Annotated in this window: 16 protein-coding genes; 2 read left to right on the forward strand and 14 right to left on the reverse strand. The window is 70.7% G+C overall.

Annotation, left to right across the window (positions count from 1 at the left end; genetic code table 11):
- Positions 1 to 19: 19 nt before the first annotated feature.
- The 10 genes from OG251_RS06675 to OG251_RS06720 form a co-directional block, all read right to left on the reverse strand.
- A complete protein-coding gene (locus tag OG251_RS06675; protein ID WP_326676288.1) occupies positions 20 to 931 on the reverse strand; it encodes a Pro-rich N-terminal domain-containing protein in 912 nt (303 codons plus the stop codon).
- Between the two features lie 131 nt (positions 932 to 1,062).
- On the reverse strand, positions 1,063 to 1,503 hold the full coding sequence (gene aroQ / locus OG251_RS06680; RefSeq protein WP_073729478.1) for a type II 3-dehydroquinate dehydratase: 441 nt from the start codon (positions 1,501 to 1,503) through the stop codon (positions 1,063 to 1,065).
- A complete protein-coding gene (gene aroB, locus OG251_RS06685; protein WP_326676289.1) occupies positions 1,500 to 3,149 on the reverse strand; it encodes a 3-dehydroquinate synthase in 1,650 nt (549 codons plus the stop codon). Before aroB ends, aroQ begins: the two co-directional genes overlap by 4 nt.
- Complete coding sequence (gene aroC / locus OG251_RS06690) at positions 3,146 to 4,330, reverse strand: chorismate synthase (RefSeq protein ID WP_326676290.1); 1,185 nt, start codon at positions 4,328 to 4,330, stop codon at positions 3,146 to 3,148. Before aroC ends, aroB begins: the two co-directional genes overlap by 4 nt.
- A gap of 169 nt (positions 4,331 to 4,499) precedes the next feature.
- Positions 4,500 to 5,333 carry a shikimate dehydrogenase gene (locus OG251_RS06695; protein WP_326676291.1) on the reverse strand — a complete coding sequence of 278 codons (834 nt, stop codon included), beginning with the start codon at positions 5,331 to 5,333 and terminating at the stop codon, positions 4,500 to 4,502.
- Positions 5,320 to 7,080 carry an endolytic transglycosylase MltG gene (mltG, locus tag OG251_RS06700; RefSeq protein WP_326676292.1) on the reverse strand — a complete coding sequence of 587 codons (1,761 nt, stop codon included), beginning with the start codon at positions 7,078 to 7,080 and terminating at the stop codon, positions 5,320 to 5,322. Before mltG ends, OG251_RS06695 begins: the two co-directional genes overlap by 14 nt.
- A gap of 98 nt (positions 7,081 to 7,178) precedes the next feature.
- Positions 7,179 to 7,652, reverse strand: a complete 474-nt coding sequence (ruvX, locus tag OG251_RS06705; RefSeq protein WP_326681173.1) for a Holliday junction resolvase RuvX — start codon at positions 7,650 to 7,652, stop codon at positions 7,179 to 7,181.
- Between the two features lie 8 nt (positions 7,653 to 7,660).
- Positions 7,661 to 10,330: an alanine--tRNA ligase gene (alaS, locus tag OG251_RS06710; RefSeq protein ID WP_326676293.1), complete on the reverse strand. Its 2,670-nt coding sequence runs from the start codon at positions 10,328 to 10,330 to the stop codon at positions 7,661 to 7,663.
- The gene (locus OG251_RS06715) at positions 10,330 to 10,686 is read right to left on the reverse strand and encodes a DUF6167 family protein (RefSeq protein WP_073729464.1); all 357 of its coding nucleotides are present in this window, start codon (positions 10,684 to 10,686) and stop codon (positions 10,330 to 10,332) included. The genes alaS and OG251_RS06715 overlap by 1 nt, the downstream gene beginning before the upstream one ends.
- Positions 10,687 to 10,693: 7 nt before the next feature.
- On the reverse strand, positions 10,694 to 11,158 hold the full coding sequence (locus tag OG251_RS06720) for a DUF948 domain-containing protein (RefSeq protein ID WP_326681174.1): 465 nt from the start codon (positions 11,156 to 11,158) through the stop codon (positions 10,694 to 10,696).
- A 217-nt stretch (positions 11,159 to 11,375) separates the two neighbouring features.
- On the opposite strand from OG251_RS06720, the gene OG251_RS06725 reads away from it, so the two are divergent.
- The gene (locus tag OG251_RS06725; protein ID WP_326676294.1) at positions 11,376 to 13,574 is read left to right on the forward strand and encodes an ATP-binding protein; all 2,199 of its coding nucleotides are present in this window, start codon (positions 11,376 to 11,378) and stop codon (positions 13,572 to 13,574) included.
- Between the two features lie 17 nt (positions 13,575 to 13,591).
- Here the strand turns inward: OG251_RS06725 and rpsD are convergent, their stop codons facing one another.
- Positions 13,592 to 14,206: a 30S ribosomal protein S4 gene (rpsD, locus tag OG251_RS06730; RefSeq protein WP_073729460.1), complete on the reverse strand. Its 615-nt coding sequence runs from the start codon at positions 14,204 to 14,206 to the stop codon at positions 13,592 to 13,594.
- A gap of 188 nt (positions 14,207 to 14,394) precedes the next feature.
- On the opposite strand from rpsD, the gene OG251_RS06735 reads away from it, so the two are divergent.
- Complete coding sequence (locus OG251_RS06735; protein ID WP_326676295.1) at positions 14,395 to 15,096, forward strand: DUF2470 domain-containing protein; 702 nt, start codon at positions 14,395 to 14,397, stop codon at positions 15,094 to 15,096.
- Positions 15,097 to 15,221: 125 nt separating this feature from the next.
- Here the strand turns inward: OG251_RS06735 and OG251_RS06740 are convergent, their stop codons facing one another.
- From OG251_RS06740 to hisS, 3 genes are all read right to left on the reverse strand, one after another.
- On the reverse strand, positions 15,222 to 16,607 hold the full coding sequence (locus OG251_RS06740; protein ID WP_326676296.1) for a replication-associated recombination protein A: 1,386 nt from the start codon (positions 16,605 to 16,607) through the stop codon (positions 15,222 to 15,224).
- A gap of 75 nt (positions 16,608 to 16,682) precedes the next feature.
- Entirely contained in the window at positions 16,683 to 17,318 is a 636-nt protein-coding gene (locus tag OG251_RS06745) for a vitamin K epoxide reductase family protein (RefSeq protein WP_073729454.1), read from the reverse strand.
- A gap of 356 nt (positions 17,319 to 17,674) precedes the next feature.
- Entirely contained in the window at positions 17,675 to 18,937 is a 1,263-nt protein-coding gene (hisS, locus tag OG251_RS06750; RefSeq protein WP_326676297.1) for a histidine--tRNA ligase, read from the reverse strand.

An 18,937-nucleotide genomic window follows, 5' to 3' on the forward strand; every position in this document is an offset into this window, starting at 1 on the left:
GGGGCGCGTCACCGCTGCCCTACCATGCGGGCGGGCTGGCTATCGACCGGGCGAGCACGTCGTCCAGGACCCGGGCGGTGGTCTCGACGTCGTACGTGGAGTTGTCGATGATCGGCAGGCCGGAGCCGTACCAGCCGGCCATCCGGCCGTGGATCCGGGCGACCTCCTCGTCGGAGAGGCGACGGTTGCCGCTGCGGGCCGCGTTGCGCTCCAGGACGATCTCCAGGCCGGGCAGCAGGACGACCGGCAGCAGTCCCGGGCCGACGTGGCGCTTCCAGCCGCCGAGACCGACGACGGGCCGGTCCGGGAAGACGGCGTCGTCGAGGATGCAGGAGATGCCGTTGGCGAGGAAGTTGCGGGCGGCGAAGCCACAGGTGCGGCGCGCGAGGCGGTACTGCGCCTCGGAGTGGTCGTTCCACCCGGCCTGCGGGTCGGCGAAGCCGGAGCAGACCCATTCGCGTACGTCGTCGAGGGAGACATGCGCGGTGGGGACTCTGCGGCGGGCCGCCCAGAGCCTGGCGACCGTGGTCTTTCCGGCGCCCGCCGGGCCGATCAGCAGGACGGCGAGGGTCGCCGCGCCGGTGCCGGCCTCTGCGGGGTACGCGGGCAGCGGTACGGGGCCGCCCGGGGGCAGCTGCACGTGCCCGGACGTCTCCCGCGAGCCGGGCGCGGGAGTGTGCTGCGGAGCAGGTGCCTGCGGAGGCGCGGGAACGTGCTGAGGAACGGGAACGTGCTGCGGCGCCGGTCCCGGGGCGCTCTGCCCCTGGCCCCCCGGGACCTGCCCATGGCCCATGGGCAGAGGCGGCGGAGGTATCGGTGGCCGCCCCGGAGGTCCGGGGTGGCCGGGGTGCTGAGCCTGGTGCGTCCAGCCGGCAGGTCCGTTTCCGGGTCCTTGGGGCGGCGGCAGCGGGGCCCCCACTGCGTGCTGCATCCGGTGCCACTCCGTCTCGTACAGGCAACTGGCGCTGATCGGACGGCCACCGTACCTTCCCGGGCCGTCACAGGGTGAACGGCCCGGGAACGCCCGAAGTGCCCGTCGGACAAGCCCGGATGCGGCAGGTGTCAGTCCGTCAGTTCATCGGCAAGGGCCCGCAGGGCGAGCCGGTAGGAGCCGATGCCGAACCCTGCCACGGTCCCGGTGGCCACGGGCGCGACCACGGAGGTGTGGCGGAATTCCTCCCGTGCGTACGGATTCGAGATGTGCACCTCGATCAGCGGGGCGGTGCGCTGGGCTGCCGCGTCCCGCATGCCGTACGAGTAGTGCGTGAACGCGCCCGGGTTGAGAACGACCGGAATCGAACCGTCCGCGGCCTCGTGGAGCCAGCGGATCAACTCGCCCTCGTCATTGGTCTCCCGTACGTCGACGTCGAAGCCGAGCTCCTTGCCCAACGTCCGGCAGGTGTCCACGAGTCCGGCGTAGGACGTGGCACCGTACACATCGGGTTCGCGCGAGCCGAGCCGGCCGAGGTTCGGTCCGTTGAGCACGAAGACCCTGCGGGTCACGCGGAGACCTCCCCGTAGGCGGCGAGCAGGACGGCCGGGTCAGGCCCCTCCATGACGGTGGGCTTGCCGAGGCCGTCCAGGACGATGAAGCGCAGCAGATCGCCGCGCGACTTCTTGTCGACCTTCATGTTCTCCAGGAGCTTGGGCCACTGGTCGCCGCGGTAGGTGAGCGGCAGTCCGACGGACGCCAGGACGGCCCGGTGGCGGTCGGCCGTGGCGTCGTCGAGGCGGCCGGCGAGCCGGCCCAGCTCGGCGGCGAAGACCAGGCCGACCGAGACGGCCGCGCCGTGGCGCCACTTGTAGCGCTCGTTCTTCTCGATCGCGTGGGCCAGGGTGTGGCCGTAGTTGAGGATCTCCCGGAGTCCGGACTCCTTGAGGTCGCTGGAGACGACCTCGGCCTTGACCCGGATGGACCGCTCGATCAGTTCGGCGGTGTGCGGTCCCGACGGCGTACGGGCGCCCTCGGGGTCGGCCTCCACCAGGTCGAGGATGGCCGGGTCGGCGATGAACCCCGCCTTGATGATCTCGGCCATGCCGGAGACGTAGTCGTTGACCGGCAGCGAGTCCAGCGCGGCGAGGTCGCACAGGACCCCGGCCGGCGGGTGGAACGCGCCGACGAGGTTCTTGCCCTCGGCGGTGTTGATGCCGGTCTTGCCGCCGACGGCCGCGTCCACCATGCCCAGAACGGTGGTGGGCACGGCGATCCAGCGCACCCCGCGCAGCCAGCTGGCGGCGACGAACCCGGCCAGATCGGTGGTGGCCCCGCCGCCGACGCCGACGATGACGTCGGTACGGGTGAAGCCGGTCTGGCCCAGCGCCTTCCAGCAGTAGGCGGCGACCTCGACGGTCTTGGCCTCCTCGGCGTTCGGCAGCTGGATCGCGATGGCCTCGTAACCCTGGCTCGCGAGGTCCTGGCGGACCGCCTCGCCCGTCTCGGCGAGCGCCTCCGGGTGCAGGACGGCGACGCGCTTGGCGCGGTTGCCGATGAGGTGGGGCAGCTCGCCGAGGAGCTGACGGCCGACCAGTACCTCGTACGGGTCGGAGCCCGCCGTTCCGGCGACCTGGATGCGGGTGGGGCCCTGCTGCGTCATGCCTGTCTTCTCCCCGCCGGGGGGTGCGGGGTTCCCGCCCGCGCGCTCCGGCAGTTCCAGTACGTCGATGATCGCCTGGGCGACCTCTTCGGGGGTGCGTTCGTCGGTGGCGACGACCGTGCGGGCGACCTCTTCGTAGAGAGGACGGCGGGCGTCCATCAGCTCGCGCCACTGACGGCGGGGGTTGACCGCCAGGAGCGGGCGCGCGGTGTTCAGCCCGACCCGTCTGACCGCCTCGTCCACGTCCATCGAGAGGTAGACGACCGGGTGGTCCGCGAGCAGTTCGCGGGTCGTCGCGTCGAGGACGGCGCCGCCGCCGAGGGAGAGGACACCGGCGTGCCCGGCGAGCGCCGTGTGCACGGCCTGCCGCTCCAGCGCGCGGAAGTGCTCCTCGCCCTCGTCGTAGAAGATCTCCGGGATCGGCTTGCCCGCGGTCGCCACGATGTCCGCGTCGGTGTCCCGGTAGGCGGTGCCCAGCCGTGCGGCGAGCAGTTCACCGACCGTGGACTTGCCGACGCCCATCGGGCCGACGAGAACGACCAGTGGGCCGCTCATCGGATCTGCAGGTGGTCGAGGTACGACTGCACGTTGCGGTGGGTCTCGGGGACGCTGTCGCCACCGAACTTCTCCGCGACCGCGTCGGCCAGGACCAGGGCGACCATCGCCTCGGCGACGATCCCGGCGGCCGGAACGGCACAGACATCGGAGCGCTGGTGGTGGGCCTTGGCCGCCTCGCCGGTGACCACGTCGATCGTGGCGAGCGCGCGGGGCACGGTCGCGATCGGCTTCATCGCGGCGCGGACCCGCAGCAGCTCACCGGTGGTCAGACCGCCCTCGGTACCGCCGGAGCGGCCGGAGGCGCGCTTGATGCCGTCGGCGGTGGCCAGGATCTCGTCGTGCGCCTTCGAGCCCGGCACCCTCGCCAGGTCGAAGCCGTCGCCGACCTCGACCCCCTTGATGGCCTGGATGCCCATCAGGGCGGCGGCGAGCCGGGCGTCGAGCCGGCGGTCCCAGTGCACGTGCGAGCCGAGGCCGACGGGCACTCCGTACGCCAGCACCTCGACGACGCCACCCAGGGTGTCGCCGTCCTTGTGGGCCTGGTCGATCTCGGCGACCATCGCCTTGGACGCGTCGGCGTCCAGGCAGCGCACCGGGTCGGCGTCCAGCTTCTCGACGTCGGAGGGCTCGGGGTAGACGCCGTAGGGCGCCTTGGCCGCGGCCAGCTCGACGACATGGCTGACGATCTCGATGCCCGCGGTCTCCTTGAGGTACGAGCGCGCGACCGCGCCGAGCGCGACCCGGGCCGCGGTCTCCCGGGCACTGGCGCGCTCCAGGATCGGCCGGGCCTCGTCGAAGCCGTACTTCTGCATTCCCGCCAGGTCGGCGTGGCCGGGGCGGGGGCGGGTCAGCGGGGCGTTACGGGCCAGCGCGGCCAGCTCGTCGGCGTCGACCGGGTCGGCCGACATGACCTGCTCCCACTTCGGCCACTCGGTGTTGCCGACCATCACGGCGACCGGGGAACCCATGGTGAGCCCGTGCCGGACCCCCCCGAGGAAGGTGACCTCGTCCTTCTCGAACTTCATCCGCGCGCCGCGGCCGTAGCCCAGCCGCCGGCGGGCGAGCGCGTCCGCCACCATCTCCGTGGTGATCGGGACACCGGCGGGAAGACCCTCCAGCGTCGCCACCAGTGCGGGGCCGTGCGACTCCCCTGCGGTCAGCCAGCGCAACCTGCTCAACGGTGCTCCTCATGCTCGCGCCCTGAAACTGCGGTGGCGCGACCGGGTGCGCGGCCCTGGCCCGCCGCCCCCGATCCTCCCACGACCGGGGGCGCTGACAGGCAGCCGGTCCAGCAGACGGACGTTCCGGCCGCCCGAAGGGGAGCGTACGGAGCCCGCCGCGCGGGAGTCAGCGGGCGGCGAGCGCCGTTTCCCCCGCGTGCCGCATGGCGGCGAGCGGGGCCGGAACGCACCCCGTCATCTGTTCGACCTGAAGCACCGCCTGGTGCACCAAGAGATCCAGACCTCCGATGACTGCGCCCTCGCGTGCGGACCACGCGGAGGCGAGAGCGGTCGGCCAGGGCTCGTACAGCACATCGAACAGCGTGCCGGGAGCCTCCGGTACGGCGGTGGCGAGGCCGTCCGCGGCCCCTGCCGGAGTGGTGGCGATGACGAGGGGCGCGCCCAGCGCCCGCTCACCCTCGGCCCAGTCGGCGATCCTGACATCGACACCGAGCCGCTCGCCCCAGGCCCGCATCTCGGCTCCGCGCTCGCGACTGCGCACATAGGCGGTGACCGGTCCGGTACAGATCACGGCGAGCGCGGCGAGGGCCGAGGAGGCGGTGGCTCCGGCGCCGAGGACGGCGGCGGACTCGACCTTCTCGACCCCGCGCTCACGCAGCGCGGCGATCATGCCCGGGATGTCGGTGTTGTCGCCGACGCGGCGGCCGTCCTCGGTGCACACGACCGTGTTGACGGCCTCGACCGAGGACGCCGTGTCACTGACCGAGTCCAGCAGGGGAATGACCGCCCGCTTGAGCGGCATGGTGAGCGAGAGCCCGGCCCAGGAGGAGTCCAGTCCCTCGATGAACCCAGGCAGCGCCGCCTCGTCGACCTCGAAGCGGTCGTAGGACCAGTGATCGAGGCCGAGTTCCGCGTACGCGGCCCGGTGCAGGGCCGGGGAGAGCGAGTGGGCGATCGGCGAGCCGAGCACGGCGGCCCGGCGTGACTCAGTCGAGGGCATCGAACTTGGCCTTGAGCTCCAGGAACGTGTCGTAGTCCTTGGCGAACTCGGTCTTGTGCTGACCGTCGGTCGCCACGAAGTACAGCCAGCCGTCCTTCGTCGGATTCAGAGCCGCGGCGAGGGCCTCGACACCGGGGTTGCTGATGGGGCCGGGGGGCAGCCCCTTCTGCGTATAGGTGTTGTACGGGTCCATGTTCTTGTTGATCTCGGTCGCACTGATGTTGATCTTGCTCTGCTTGCGGAGGTAATTGAAGCTGGAGTCGAACTGGAGCTTCTGCTGTGTCTCGACCGTGCTGGGCTTGAGGCGGTTGTAGACGACTTCGGTCATCTTCCGGAAGTCGTCGTGCGTCTTGCCCTCCACCTGGACCAGGCTGGCGGCGGTGAGCACGGCCCAGGGGCCGTCGAGGTTGTACGTCTTGGCGGCACCCTTGAGGTCGAGCTTGTCGTACTCCTCGTTGGCCCGCTGGACCATCCGCTTCAGGGCGTCCTCGGGCTTCGAGCCCTTGGCGACCGGATAGGCGGCCGGGAAGAGGAAGCCCTCCAGCGGATCCTTGATGTCCGGATCGTCATCGGCCCAGTCCGGCAGTCCGAGGCTCTCCGCCTTCGTCCTGGCGACTTCGGCGGTCGAGCCCTCCTTCAGGCCGAGCCGCTTGTCGATCTTCTCGTAGACCTTGACGTTGCGGGTGCCTTCGGGAATGACCAGCGCGTTCTGGCTCTTCGGGTCCAGCATCAGCTTCACGGCGCTGTCCGCGGACATCTCCTTCTTCAGGAGATAGACACCCGCCTGAAGGGACTTCCCCTTGGGATTGCCGTTCTGCGCGGAAACGAAAGCGTCGACCGACTTGACGACACCCTGCTTCTTCAGGATGTTCGCGATGTCGGAGCCGAGGGAACCCTTCGGGATCTCCACCTCGACCGAACCGGACCCGCCGCCCGCGTAGTCGGGCGCCTCGCCGAACTGGTCCTGCCAGAACGAGTAGCCGACGTAGCCCACTCCCCCGAGGCCGCCGACGAGGACGACCGAGACGACCAGGCAGGCGCAACCGCTGCGGTTCTTCTTCTTGCCCTTGCCCCGGCGTTCGTTCCCGCCGCGGCCGCCCCGTCCGCCGCCGCGCCGCGACTCGCGCGGGTCGTCGTCGTACTCGTCATCGTCGTCGCGGGAGCCCCGGTCCTCACCGCCGTCCCGGCCGGACGGCTCGTCCGCGCCGGTGAAGAAGGGATGAGTCTCCTCCTGCGGCGCGTCCGGGTTCCAGTCGGGCGACTGCGGCTCGGGCACCGCCTCGCGCCGGCCCGGGGGCTGCGGCGGCGGGTACGCCTCGGGGGTGCCGTAGTAATCGTGCGATTCGCCGTAGCCGCCGGGCTGCTGCGCGTACGGGTCCTGGGGCTGGGCCCCGTACGGCATCGCGGCCTGCTGACCGGTGTCCCAGCCGCCGTTGAACTGCGGCTGCTGCGGGTGCTGCGGCTGGTGCTGCTGCGGCTGCTGCGCATACGGATCCTGCTCAGCACCGTACTGCTGTTGCTGGTGTTGCTCCGGATGCTGCTGGTACGGCGGCTGCTGGTGCTGCTGCTGCTGCGGGTACGACTGCTGCTGGTGCTGCTGGGCGTACGGGTCCTGCTGATAGGGCTGCTGGCCGCCGTACTGGCTCTGGCCGTGGGCAGCCTCCTGGCCTCCCCATCCCTGGTCCCCGTACAACGGGTCCTCGGGATGCCACGGTTCGGAGCCAGGGCCCCGGCCATACTCAGTCATCGATCCCCTAGAGCCGCGAGACGACGTTCCGTCTCTTCGCTTCGCTGTGCGGTTTGTTCGAACACCGCCGCATCGCGCGGAACGTTACCGTATCGCGATCAGACAACCACTTCGACGCCCTCGCCCGGGGGCCTGCCTGACGCCCGTTCGGACTCCAGAGCGTTCTGAAGGATCACCACAGCGGCAGCCTGGTCGATGACAGAACGCCCCTTCTTGGACTTCACGCCCGAGGCGCGCAGCCCCTGACTCGCGGTCACTGTGGTCATCCTCTCGTCCACCAGCCGCACCGGAATGGGTGCGACCGAGCGGGCGAACACCTGCACGAAGGCGCGGACCTTGGCGGCCGCGGGACCTTCACCACCGCCGAGTGAGCGCGGCAGGCCGACGATGACCTCGATCGGCTCGTACTCCTCGACGATCTGCCCGAGCCGCCGGTGGGCGGCCGGGACGTCACGTCCCGGCACGGTCTCCACCGGCGTGGCGAGAATCCCGTCGGGGTCGCACGAGGCGACCCCGATCCGGGCGTCCCCGACGTCGACGGCGAGTCGGCGTCCACGGCGCATCTGCGTCATTTCCGGCGTCACGCCGTCTCGGTGACGAGGCGTTCGACAGCGGCGACGGCGTCGCCGATGGCACCCGGGTTCGTACCGCCGCCCTGGGCGACGTCCGGCTTGCCGCCGCCACCGCCGCCGAGGGTCTTGGCGGCCGTACGGACCAGGTCGCCCGCCTTGAGACCGCGCTCGCGGGCGGCCTCGTTGGTGGCGATGACCGTCAGCGGCCGGCCGTTGGCAGTGGTGAACAGGGCCACGACGGCCGGGCGGCCGCCCTGGATGCGTCCGCGGACGTCCAGGACGAGCTTGCGCAGATCGTCGGCCGAGGTGCCGTCCGGCACCTGGCCGGTGACCAGGGCGACGCCCCGTACGTCCTGGGCGGACTCGACGAGTCCGGCGGCGGCCTGGAGGACCTTCTCCGCGCGGAACTTCTCGATCTCCTTCTCGGCGTCCTTCAGCTTGCCGAGCATCGAGGAGATCTTCTCGGGCAGCTCCTCGGGGCGGCCCTTGACCAGCTCCTGGAGCTGGGCGACGACCGTGTGCTCCTTGGCCAGGAAGTTGTACGCGTCGACGCCGACGAGGGCCTCGATGCGCCGCACCCCGGAACCGATGGACGATTCGCCGAGCAGCTTCACCAGACCCAGCTGGGCGGTGTTGTGGACGTGCGTACCTCCGCACAGCTCCTTGGAGAAGTCGCCGATCGTGACGACCCGGACCCGCTCGCCGTACTTCTCGCCGAACTCGGCGATGGCGCCCTGCTTCTTGGCCTCGTCGATGGACATGACCTCGGCCTGGACATCGAGTTCGCGGGAGAGAACCTCGTTGATCCGCTGCTCGACGTCGGTCAGCACCGTGCCGGGTACGGCGGCGGGCGAGCCGAAGTCGAAGCGGAAGCGGCCCGGCGAGTTCTCCGAACCGGCCTGGGCGGCCGTCGGGCCCAGTGCGTCGCGCAGGGCCTGGTGGGTGAGGTGGGTCGCGCTGTGGGCGCGGGCGATGGCGCGGCGGCGGGTGTTGTCGATGGCGGCGTAGACCGAAGCTCCGACCGTCACCTCGCCCACCTGGACGACACCCTTGTGCACATGGACGCCGGGGACCGGCTTCTGGACGTCGCGGATCTCGATGACGGCGCCCGTGTCCAGCCTGATCCGGCCCTGGTCGGCGAGCTGGCCGCCGCCCTCGGCGTAGAACGGGGTGCGGTCGAGGACGACCTCGACCTCGTCGCCCTCGGTGGCGGCGGGCGAGGGCACGCCGTCGACGAGGAGGCCGACGATGGTGGACTCCCCCGCGGTGCTGGTGTAGCCGGTGAACTCGGTGGCGCCGGAGTTGTCGGCCACCTCGCGGTAGGCGGACAGGTCGGCGTGACCGGTCTTCTTGGCGCGGGCGTCGGCCTTGGCCTTGTCCCGCTGGTCCTGCATGAGGCGGCGGAATCCGTCCTCGTCCACGGACAGGCCCTGCTCGGCGGCCATCTCCAGGGTGAGGTCGATCGGGAAGCCCCAGGTGTCGTGGAGCAGGAACGCCTTGTCCCCGGCGAGGACCTGGCCACCGGCGGCCTTGGTCTCGGTGACGGCGGTCTCAAGGATGTTGGTGCCGCCCTTGAGGGCCTTGAGGAAGGCGGCTTCCTCGGCGAGGGCGACGGTCTCGATGCGCTTGCGGTCGGTGATCAGCTCCGGGTACTGGAGCCCCATCGTGTTGATCACGACGTCGACCAGATCGTTGACGACCGAGCCGGTGGCTCCCATCAGCCGCATGTTGCGGATGGCACGGCGCATGATGCGGCGCAGCACGTAGCCGCGGCCCTCGTTGCCGGGGGTGACACCGTCACCGATGAGCATCACGGACGTGCGGATGTGGTCGGCGACCACACGCAGCGAGACGTCCGTGCCCTGCTCGGCGCCGTAGCGCACGCCGGTCAGTTCGGTGGCCCTGTCCATGACGACGCGCAGGGTGTCCGTCTCGTACATGTTCTGTACGTCCTGCAGGATCATGGCGAGACGTTCGAGGCCGAGGCCCGTGTCGATGTTCTTCGACGGCAGGTCACCGAGGATCGGGAAGTCCTCCTTGCCGTCACCGGCGCCCCGCTCGTACTGCATGAAGACCAGGTTCCAGATCTCCACGTACCGCTCGTCGTTGACGGCCGGGCCGCCCTCGACACCGAACTCGGGGCCGCGGTCGTAGTTGATCTCGGAGCAGGGGCCGCAGGGACCCGGGACGCCCATGGACCAGAAGTTGTCCTTCTTGCCCAGGCGCTGGATGCGCTCGGCCGGTACGCCGATCTTGTCGCGCCAGATCTGCTCGGCCTCGTCGTCGTCCAGGTAGACCGTGATCCACAGACGCTCGGGGTCGAGTCCGAAGCCGCCCTCCGCCACGGGGCTCGTCAGAGCCTCCCAGGCGTAGCTGATGGCGCCTTCCTTGAAGTAGTCCCCGAAGGAGAAGTTGCCGCACATCTGGAAGAACGTGCCGTGCCGGGTGGTCTTGCCGACCTCTTCGATGTCCGGCGTACGGACGCACTTCTGCACGCTGGTGACGCGCGGGGCGGGCGGCTTGACCTCGCCGAGGAAGTACGGCTTGAACGGGACCATGCCCGCGGGGACGAGCAGCAGAGTCGGGTCGTCCGCGATGAGCGACGCCGAAGGGACAACGGCGTGACCGCGCTCCTCGAAGAAGCTCAGCCAGCGGCGGCGAATTTCAGCCGACTCCATTAGTGGTCCTCATTCCGGTTGTACGAGTTGTAGGGGAGCTTGCGGTGGTGGGAGCCGTCGCCCGCCCGGTCGGCGGGGTCGGCGGCTTCGACGGCGAAGTGGCGCTGCACGGGGAGGTCGGGGTCGACCGGTGCGTCCAGGCCCAGCGCGCCGCCCAGTTCGGCTTCACGCCGGACCATGCCGTCGCGTACGTCGAGGGCGAAGTCCTTGAGCTTGTGGCCGGTCTCGATCGCCTTGTCGGCGGCCTGCGCCGCGAGGCTCTCGGGCGTCAGCTGCTTGAGCTTGCGGTTGACTTTGGTGGTGGCCCAGACGCCGGCGGCGGCGCCGGCCGTGAACCAGAACGTACGGCGGAACATCGCAGCGTCAGTCCTTCTGTCCGCGGGAGCTTCGGCCGTTGCGCTTCCTGCCTCGCGCGGACGGCACGGTACGGCCGACGATCACCGTGCGACGGGAGGAGCCGCGACCCCTGCGCTCCCGCTCCGGTTCGGGCTCGGGAGCGGTCCTGCGACCGATCGCCTGCCGTACGCCGTAGCCGAACGCGGCCACCTTGACCAGCGGCCCGCCGAACGTCGACGCGACGGTGGTGGAGAGCGCGGAGGCGTTGGAGGTGACTTCCTGGACGTCCGTCGCGATCGCGTCGACCTTGTCGAGCTGGGTCTGCGCGGAGCGCACGGTCGCGGAGGCGTCGGCGAGCAGCGGGACGGCCTGTTCGGTCACGTCCGCCACGAGTTTCGTGGTCGCCCTGAGCGTCTGGGCCAGCCTCACCAGCACCACGGCGAGGAACGAAACCAGGATCGCCCAGAAGACGGCCACCAGGATCCCGGCCACCTCTCCACCGGACACAGTGCACCGCTCTCTGCTTGTCGCTCGCCCCTGTCGGGACTTGTCTCCGCATCTCACGTCCGACCGCCGTCAGCGCAGCCAATCGTCGTCCCACGACCCTATCGCGCCGCGCATCTCCAGCCGTACCGCATAACAGTGCGGGGCGTGAGTCGGCATAACGAGATTGTACGGAGAGCTTTCAAGCCAGTACTCTGCGTGTTTTATGCGACGCCTCCAGCGCCCCTTCCCCAGCTCCGACGGACCGGGATTCCGCCCCGCCGCGGGCGGCAACCTCCCGGCGGAACTGAACAGATTCGTGGGCCGCGACGCCGAGCTGGCCGAACTGGGGCGGCTCCTGGAGGAATCCAGACTCGTCACGATCGCCGGAGTGGCGGGGGCCGGGAAGACCCGGTGTGCCACGCGGCTCGGCGCACTGCTGGAGAAACGGTACTTCGACGGAGTCTGGATCGCCGAGCTGTCCGCCATCCACGACCCCGAGCTGCTGGAGCACGCGCTGGTCGAGGCGCTGGGCCTCACCGATCACACCAGCAGACCGCCCCGGGTCACCCTCGTCGAGCACCTGGCCGAGCGCCAACTGCTGCTGGTGATCGACGGCTTCGAGCACCTGATCGACGCCTGCGCCGGACTCGTACGGGAACTGCTGCGCCGGGCCCCTCGGCTCCAGGTGCTCGCCGCCGGGCGCCGACCCCTCAGGACGGACGGTGAACTGACGTTCCCGCTCGCGCCGATGACCGACGAGGACGCCGTGGAGCTGTTCACGGAACGGGCCCGCGCCGTACAGCCCGGGTTCCGGCCGACGGACGGGAACAGGGCCGCGACGCTGGAGCTCTGCCGCCGCCTCGACGGGATTCCGCTCGCCCTGGAGCTGGCCGCCGGACGGCTGCGGGCGCTCTCCGTCGATCAGGTGCTGGTGCGCCTGGACGACCGGTTCCGGCTGCTCACCGGGGGCAGCCGCAGCGCGCTGGCCCGCCACCGGACCCTCCGTACGGCCATCGGCTGGAGCCATGAGCTGTGCGCGCCCGAGCAGCGGCTGCTGTGGGCGCGGCTCTCGGTCTTCGCGGGGCAGTTCGACCTGGAGGCCGCCGAGTACATCTGCGGCGGAGCCGACCTGCCGACCGAGTCGGTGCTCGATGTGCTGGACGAACTGATCGCCCAGTCGGTGGTGCTGCGGGAGGACTCCCCGGCGGGCACCCGGTACCGGCTGCTGGACACGGTGCGCGAGTACGGCGCCGAGTGGCTGGCGGCCACCGGGGACACCCAGCGGCTGCGGCGCAGGCACCGGGACTGGTTCCTGGGGCTGGCGACCTGGTGCGAGCTGGACTGGTTCAGCCCCCGGCAGGTCGAGGTGGCCGCCCGTATCGACTGCGAGCTGCCCAATCTCCGACGGGCGATGGAGTGCTCGATGGAGAGCCCGGAAGAGACTCATCTGGCCCAGTACCTGGCGGGCACGCTCTGGTTCTACTGGGTGGGCTGCGGCCGGCTCTCGGAGGGCCGGCACTGGCTGGATCACGTACTGGAGGAGCGGACAGCGCACGATCCGTCGCGGCTCAAGGCGCTGTGGGTCCTCGGCTATGTGGCGGTGCTGCAGGGGGACGCGGTCGGCGCGATCTCGGCGCTGCACGAGTGCCGGGAGGAGGCGGAGCGGTCCGGCGACGCCACGGCGACGGCCTACGCGGTGCACCGGACGGGGTGCCTGGCGATCGTCACGGACGACATGCCGCGCGCCGAGGAGCTGCTGCGCGACGCGCTCGTCCGCTACCGGGAGCTGGGGGAGCTGAACAGCAATGTGCTGATGGCCCAGATCGAACTGGCGATGGCGGTGGCCTTTCGCGGCGATCTGGAGGGCGCCGCCGTGATCTGCGACGAGGTCCGGGAGATCTGCGAGGACCACGGGGAGCGGTGGGCAATGGCGTACGCGCTGTACGTCCTGGCCTACGCGGCGCTGCGGCGGGGCGAGACGGGCCGGGCCCGGCGGATGCTCGGGGAGTGTCTGTCCATCGGCCGCGCCTTCAACGACCTGCTGGGCACCGCCCTCTCGCTGGAGCTGCTGGCCCTGGTCACGGTGGTGGAGGGCGACCCCGCGGAAGCGGCGGTGCTGCAGGGGGCCACGGAGCGGATCTGGCCGTCGGTGGGACTGCCCCTGTTCGGGTCGGCGTACTACGGCCGGCCGAAGGCGGAGTGCGAGGAGCGCGCACGCCGCGAACTGGGGGACGCGGCGTACACCTCGGGGCTGCGCGCCGGGGGACGGCTGGATCTGGACGCGGCGGTCTCCCGGGCACTGACCGGCGGACCCCGGGCGCCCGCGGGCACACAGGGGCTGGGCAGCGTACCGGCGCCCGGGGAAACGCGAAGGCCCGCCGCCTCCCGTACAACAGGGAGGGGCGGGCCGGAGCGCTGGTGAGAGCGGCTACGCCTGGATCAGCGGGCGTAGTACTCGACGACGAGCTGCTCGTCGCAGATCACCGGGATCTCCTTGCGGTTCGGGTCCCGGTCCAGGCGGAAGGCCAGGGCCTTCAGGTTCACCTGGAGGTAGCGCGGGGTCTCACCGTCGGTGTCGTAACCACCCTCGCGGGCCACCTGGAAGGGGACCTTGGCGCGGCTGCGCTCGCGGACCTGGACGACGTCGTCGGGGCGGACGCGGAACGACGGCTTGTCGACCTTGCCACCGTTGACCTCGATGTGACCGTGGACGACCATCTGACGGGCCTGGTAGATGGTGCGGGCGATGCCCGAACGCAGGACCAGGGCGTCGAGGCGGCGCTCGAGCTCGACGACCAGCGCCTCGCCCGTCTTGCCTTCGGCCTTCTTGGCACGGTCGTAGGCGCGCGCCATCTGGCGCTCGCTGATGTCGTACTGCGCACGCAGGCGCTGCTTCTCCAGCAGACGGACCTTGTAGTCCGAGTTCTGCTTGCGGCCACGGCCGTGCTCGCCCGGCGGGTACGGACGCGCTTCGAAGTACTTGACAGCCTTGGGCGTCAGAGCGATGCCGAGGGCACGCGACTTCTTGACCTTGGGACGCGACTGGTTAGGCACGTTCTCCAGACCTCCGTTGTAGGTTAGGTTAGGCTTACCTTACTCAAGGAGATCGCATGTCTCGCCCTGGGAACACCACTCACGTCACGGACAGCACAGACAGCGGCAGCGCACATGAAGGTGCTGCTACGACGGAAGGCCGATCTGATCGTGGTCAGCCGCGTCCCAGCGGGCTTGAAAACACTCGGATGCCGTCAGCAGCCGAGCGCACACGAACTCTCGTACAGAGTACCCGCTCCGCGGTGCTGGTCGTACCGGGGCTCGATGTGGCCCGTACCGAGCAGCTGATCCCCGACACCCGAGGCGTGGGACCGGAGGGCGATCTGTTCCTCGCCTTCCCGTCGGATTCCCCCGTCGTACGGGCCGCGACCCACGCCCAGGGCGACGAGCTGACCGCCGTGCTGGAGATCACGGATGTCGCCCCGGTCTCCGTCCCGCACCGCATCCGCGGCCGCGCCTGGATCTCCGGCTGGCTCACCTCGGTACCCGGCCTCGCCGAACCCGGCCGGATGATGCTGCGGCTGGAGTTCGGGGAGGCGTACGTCGACGACCTCTGGGGCGCCGAGAACATCGAGCCGGAGGACTTCCGGGACGCGGCGCCCGATCCGCTCGTCGTCCACGAGGCCGAACTGCTCCAGCATCTGCACGCGGCGCACGGAGAACAGCTGCGGACGCTGTGCGGGCTGCTCGGCGAGCGCACCACCGAGACCTTCTCGGCCCATCAGCCCGCCGCCGTCCCGGTCGCCCTCGACCGCTTCGGGCTGCGGGTCCGTTTCGTCGAGGACCGGGGGGCGTGCTTCGACGCCCGGTTCGAGTTCCCCGAACCGGTGCGGGATGTCGGCGAACTGCGCCGTGCCATGCACACGCTCTTCGAAGCGGCATCCCACTGACGGGCCCGTGACCGGCGCCGTTCGCCGTGCTGCCCCGGTGCGGTGACGACCCGACGTGACGGGGCGTGCTGCCGGGCCGAGGTCGACCGGAGCGGTCCGCGCGATCCGCTCCCCGAACGGGCCGGTCAGAGAGATCCCGCGCCGTCCGTCCCGCCGTCGGCGCCGGTCCGGCCGAGCCGCTCGCGGACCCGGTCCGCCACATCGGCGTACCGCGCCTCGGCGCCGTACCGCGTGGGGGTGTAGTAACGCTTGTCGCGGACGGCGTCCGGGGCGTACTGCTGCGCGGCGATGCCACCGGGCACGTCGTGCGGATAGACATAGCCCTGGGCGTGCCCCAGCTTGGCCGCGCCCTGGTAGTGGCCGTCGCGCAGATGGGCGGGGACGGGGCCGGCCAGTCCCTTCCGTACGTCCTCCTGGGCGGCGAAGATCGCCAGGGTGGCCGCGTTGGACTTGGGCGCCAGGGCCAGCGCGATCGTGGCGTGGCTGAGGGTCAGCGCCGCCTCCGGGAAGCCGATCATGGCGACGGCCTGAGCGGCGGCCACCGCCGTCGGCAGCGCGGTCGGATCGGCGAGCCCGATGTCCTCGCTCGCGGAGATCATCAGTCGCCGGGCGATGAACCGCGGGTCCTCCCCCGCCTCGATCATCCGGGCCAGATAGTGCAGCGCGGCGTCGACGTCGGAACCGCGGATGGACTTGATGAGGGCGCTGGCCACGTCGTAGTGCTGGTCGCCGTCCCGGTCGTACTTCACGGCGGCGCGGTCGACGGTCTCCTCGACCGTCCGCAGGCTGATCTCCGGCTCGTGCGTGGCCAGCGCGGCCCCCGCCGCCGCCTCCAGCGCCGTCAGCGCCCGGCGGGCGTCACCGCCGGCGATGCGCAGCAGATGCGCCTCGGCGTCCTCCGGCAGGGTCACCGCGCCGCCGAGCCCGCGCTCGTCGGTCAGGGCCCGCCGCAGCAGGGCACGCAGATCCTCGTCGGTCAGCGGCTCCAGGGTGAGCAGCAGCGAGCGCGACAGCAGCGGGGAGATGATCGAGAAGTACGGATTCTCCGTCGTGGCGGCGATCAGGGTCACCCAGCGGTTCTCCACGGCGGGGAGCAGGGAGTCCTGCTGGGCCTTGGAGAAGCGGTGGATCTCGTCGAGGAAGAGGACGGTCTCCTTGCCGAAGCCGCCGGTGGCCCGGCGCGCCCCCTCGATGACGGCCCGGACCTCCTTGACGCCCGCGGTGATCGCGGAGAGCTCGACGAAGCGCTTGTTGGTGGCCTTGCTGACCACGTACGCCAAGGTCGTCTTGCCGGTGCCGGGCGGGCCCCAGAGGATCACCGACGACGGGCCGGCCGGGCCGCCGCTCCCCTCACCGACGAGGCGGCGCAGGGGCGAGCCCGGCTTGAGCAGATGCTGCTGGCCGACGACCTCGTCCAGGACACGGGGACGCATCCGGACAGCGAGGGGGCTGCTGGACGGGTCCTTCTCCTGGCGGTCTTCGGCGGCTGCGGTAAAGAGGTCGGGCTCCACGATTCGAAGCCTATGCCACCGCACTGACAACGCCGCCGGGCCGGGTCGTCACCGCCCGGCCGGGGGCGGCGCCGGTCAGCTGGTCCAGAAGTCCCACCAGCGGGTCAGGATCAGCATGCCGATGATGCCGATCCAGAGCACCGGCGGAACCCAGTGGAATTCGGTGAGGCCGTTGCGCAGCCAGTTGGGCGCGGGAAGGATGCGGTGCTTGATGTTGTGCGTGGTCACGTAGCAGAACATGAAGATCGTGGCGACCCAGGCGAGGCAGCACCACAGGCAGAGCGAGTTGATGTTGTACAGCGACTGGTACTGCAGCCACGTGCAGAAGCCGACGCCGAACAGCGTGCCCGCGTTGAGGCCGAGCCAGAACCAGCCGCGGAATCGTGCTCCGGCGAGCAGTCCCACGCCGATGCAGATCACCATCGCGTAGGTGACGAGCCCGAGCATCGGGTTGGGGAAGCCGAAGGCCGCCGCCTGCTCGCTCTTCATGATGTTGCCGCACGCCACGACCGGGTTGAGGCTGCACCCGGGGGTGAAGCTCGGGTCTTCCAGCAGCTTGAACTTGTCGATCGTGATGATCCAGGCGGCGAGCAGTCCGGCCGCACCGGTGATCACCAGCAGCAGTGCGAACGCGCGACTGCCGCCGATGGTCCTCTTCCCGCCGTCCTCTTCCTGGTGCGAGGAGGGATGATCTACCGCTGCAGTCGTCATATCGCCGTTCCATCAATGAGTAACCAGCCGGGCACGGTCATTGTGCCGCACCGCCGTACTGGGCAACCGTTCGATGGACATAAAGGTGTGCGCACACGGGCCGGGCGCCAGCGCTGTCCGCGCGATGCCCGACGGCCGGGGCGGACTCGCCGTGGCCGTGGCTGCGAGACGGCGCCGCGGTATCGGTGGCTCCCGGCAGTGTGATGTCGCGCCCGCCGGGTTGACGGTACGCAGAACGGTGACGCACTTCACGACCCGCGCGGGCCACCCGGCCCCGTCGCGCGGACGCCGTGGGCCCCGGGGCGGACAAGCCCCGGGGCCCACGGCGGTTCAGACGGTCACGCGGCGTCCGGCCTTCACACGAGGCGGGCGCGGACTGTCCCGGCGACCTCGGCCAGCGGTACGGACGTCTGCTCCCCGGACTCCATGTCCTTGAGCTGCACCACGCCCTCGGCCAGGTCACGTTCGCCGGCGACGATCGTGAAGCGCGCACCCGACCGGTTCGCACTCTTCATGGCGCCCTTCAGGCCCCGGCCGCCGAACGCGAAGTCGGCCGCGACGCCGCTCCTGCGCAGCTCGGTGACGATGCCGAACAGGGTCCGGCGGGCCTCGTCGCCGAGCGGAACCGCGTACACGCTGGTGGTGGCGGGGATGTCCAGCTCGATGCCCTCCGCCTCCAGGGCCAGCACCGTACGGTCGACGCCGAGCGCCCAGCCGACGGACGGGAGCGCGGGGCCGCCGATCATCTCGGACAGGCCGTCGTACCGGCCGCCGCCGCCGACCGCGGACTGCGAGCCCAGACCGTCGTGGACGAACTCGAAGGTCGTGCGGGTGTAGTAGTCGAGGCCGCGGACGAGCTTCTCGTCGTCCTCGTACACGACCGAGGCGGCCGTCAGCAGCTCGCGGACCTCCTCGTGGTACGCCTTGCAGGCGTCGCACAGGTAGTCGCGGAGCTTCGGGGCGCCGACGAGCTGCTTCTGCACCTCGGCCCGCTTGTCGTCCAGGACGCGCAGCGGGTTGATCTCGATGCGGCGGCGGGTCTCCTCGTCGAGGTCGAGGTCGCGCAGGAAGCCCTGCAGCGCCTCGCGGTAGACGGGGCGGCACTCCTTGTCGCCGAGCGAGTTCAGCAGGATGCGGAACCGGCGCAGGCCCAGCGAGCGGTACGCCTGGTCGGCGAGAATGATCAGCTCGGCGTCGAGAACCGGGTCCTCGGCGCCGATGGCCTCGGCACCGACCTGCGAGAAGTGGCGGTAACGGCCCTTCTGCGGGCGCTCGTAGCGGTAGTACGAGCCCGAGTACCAGAGCTTGACCGGGAGGTTGCCCGCCTTGTGGAGGTTGGCCTCCAGGGCGGCGCGGAGCACCGAGGCGGTGCCCTCCGGGCGGAGCGCCAGTTCGGAGCCGCCCTTGGTGGTGAGGGTGTACATCTCCTTGGTGACGATGTCGGTGGACTCACCGACACCGCGGGCGAAGAGGTTCACGTCCTCGAAACCGGGCGTCTCGATGTAGCCGTAGCCGGAGTTGCGCAGGGGCGCGGAGATGGCCTCGCGCACCGCGAGGTACTTCGCGGAGTCCGGCGGGGTCAGGTCGTACGTGCCCTTGGGGGCCTGAAAGGTGCTCAC

The organism is Streptomyces sp. NBC_01237, from assembly GCF_035917275.1.
Lineage (GTDB): Bacteria > Actinomycetota > Actinomycetes > Streptomycetales > Streptomycetaceae > Streptomyces.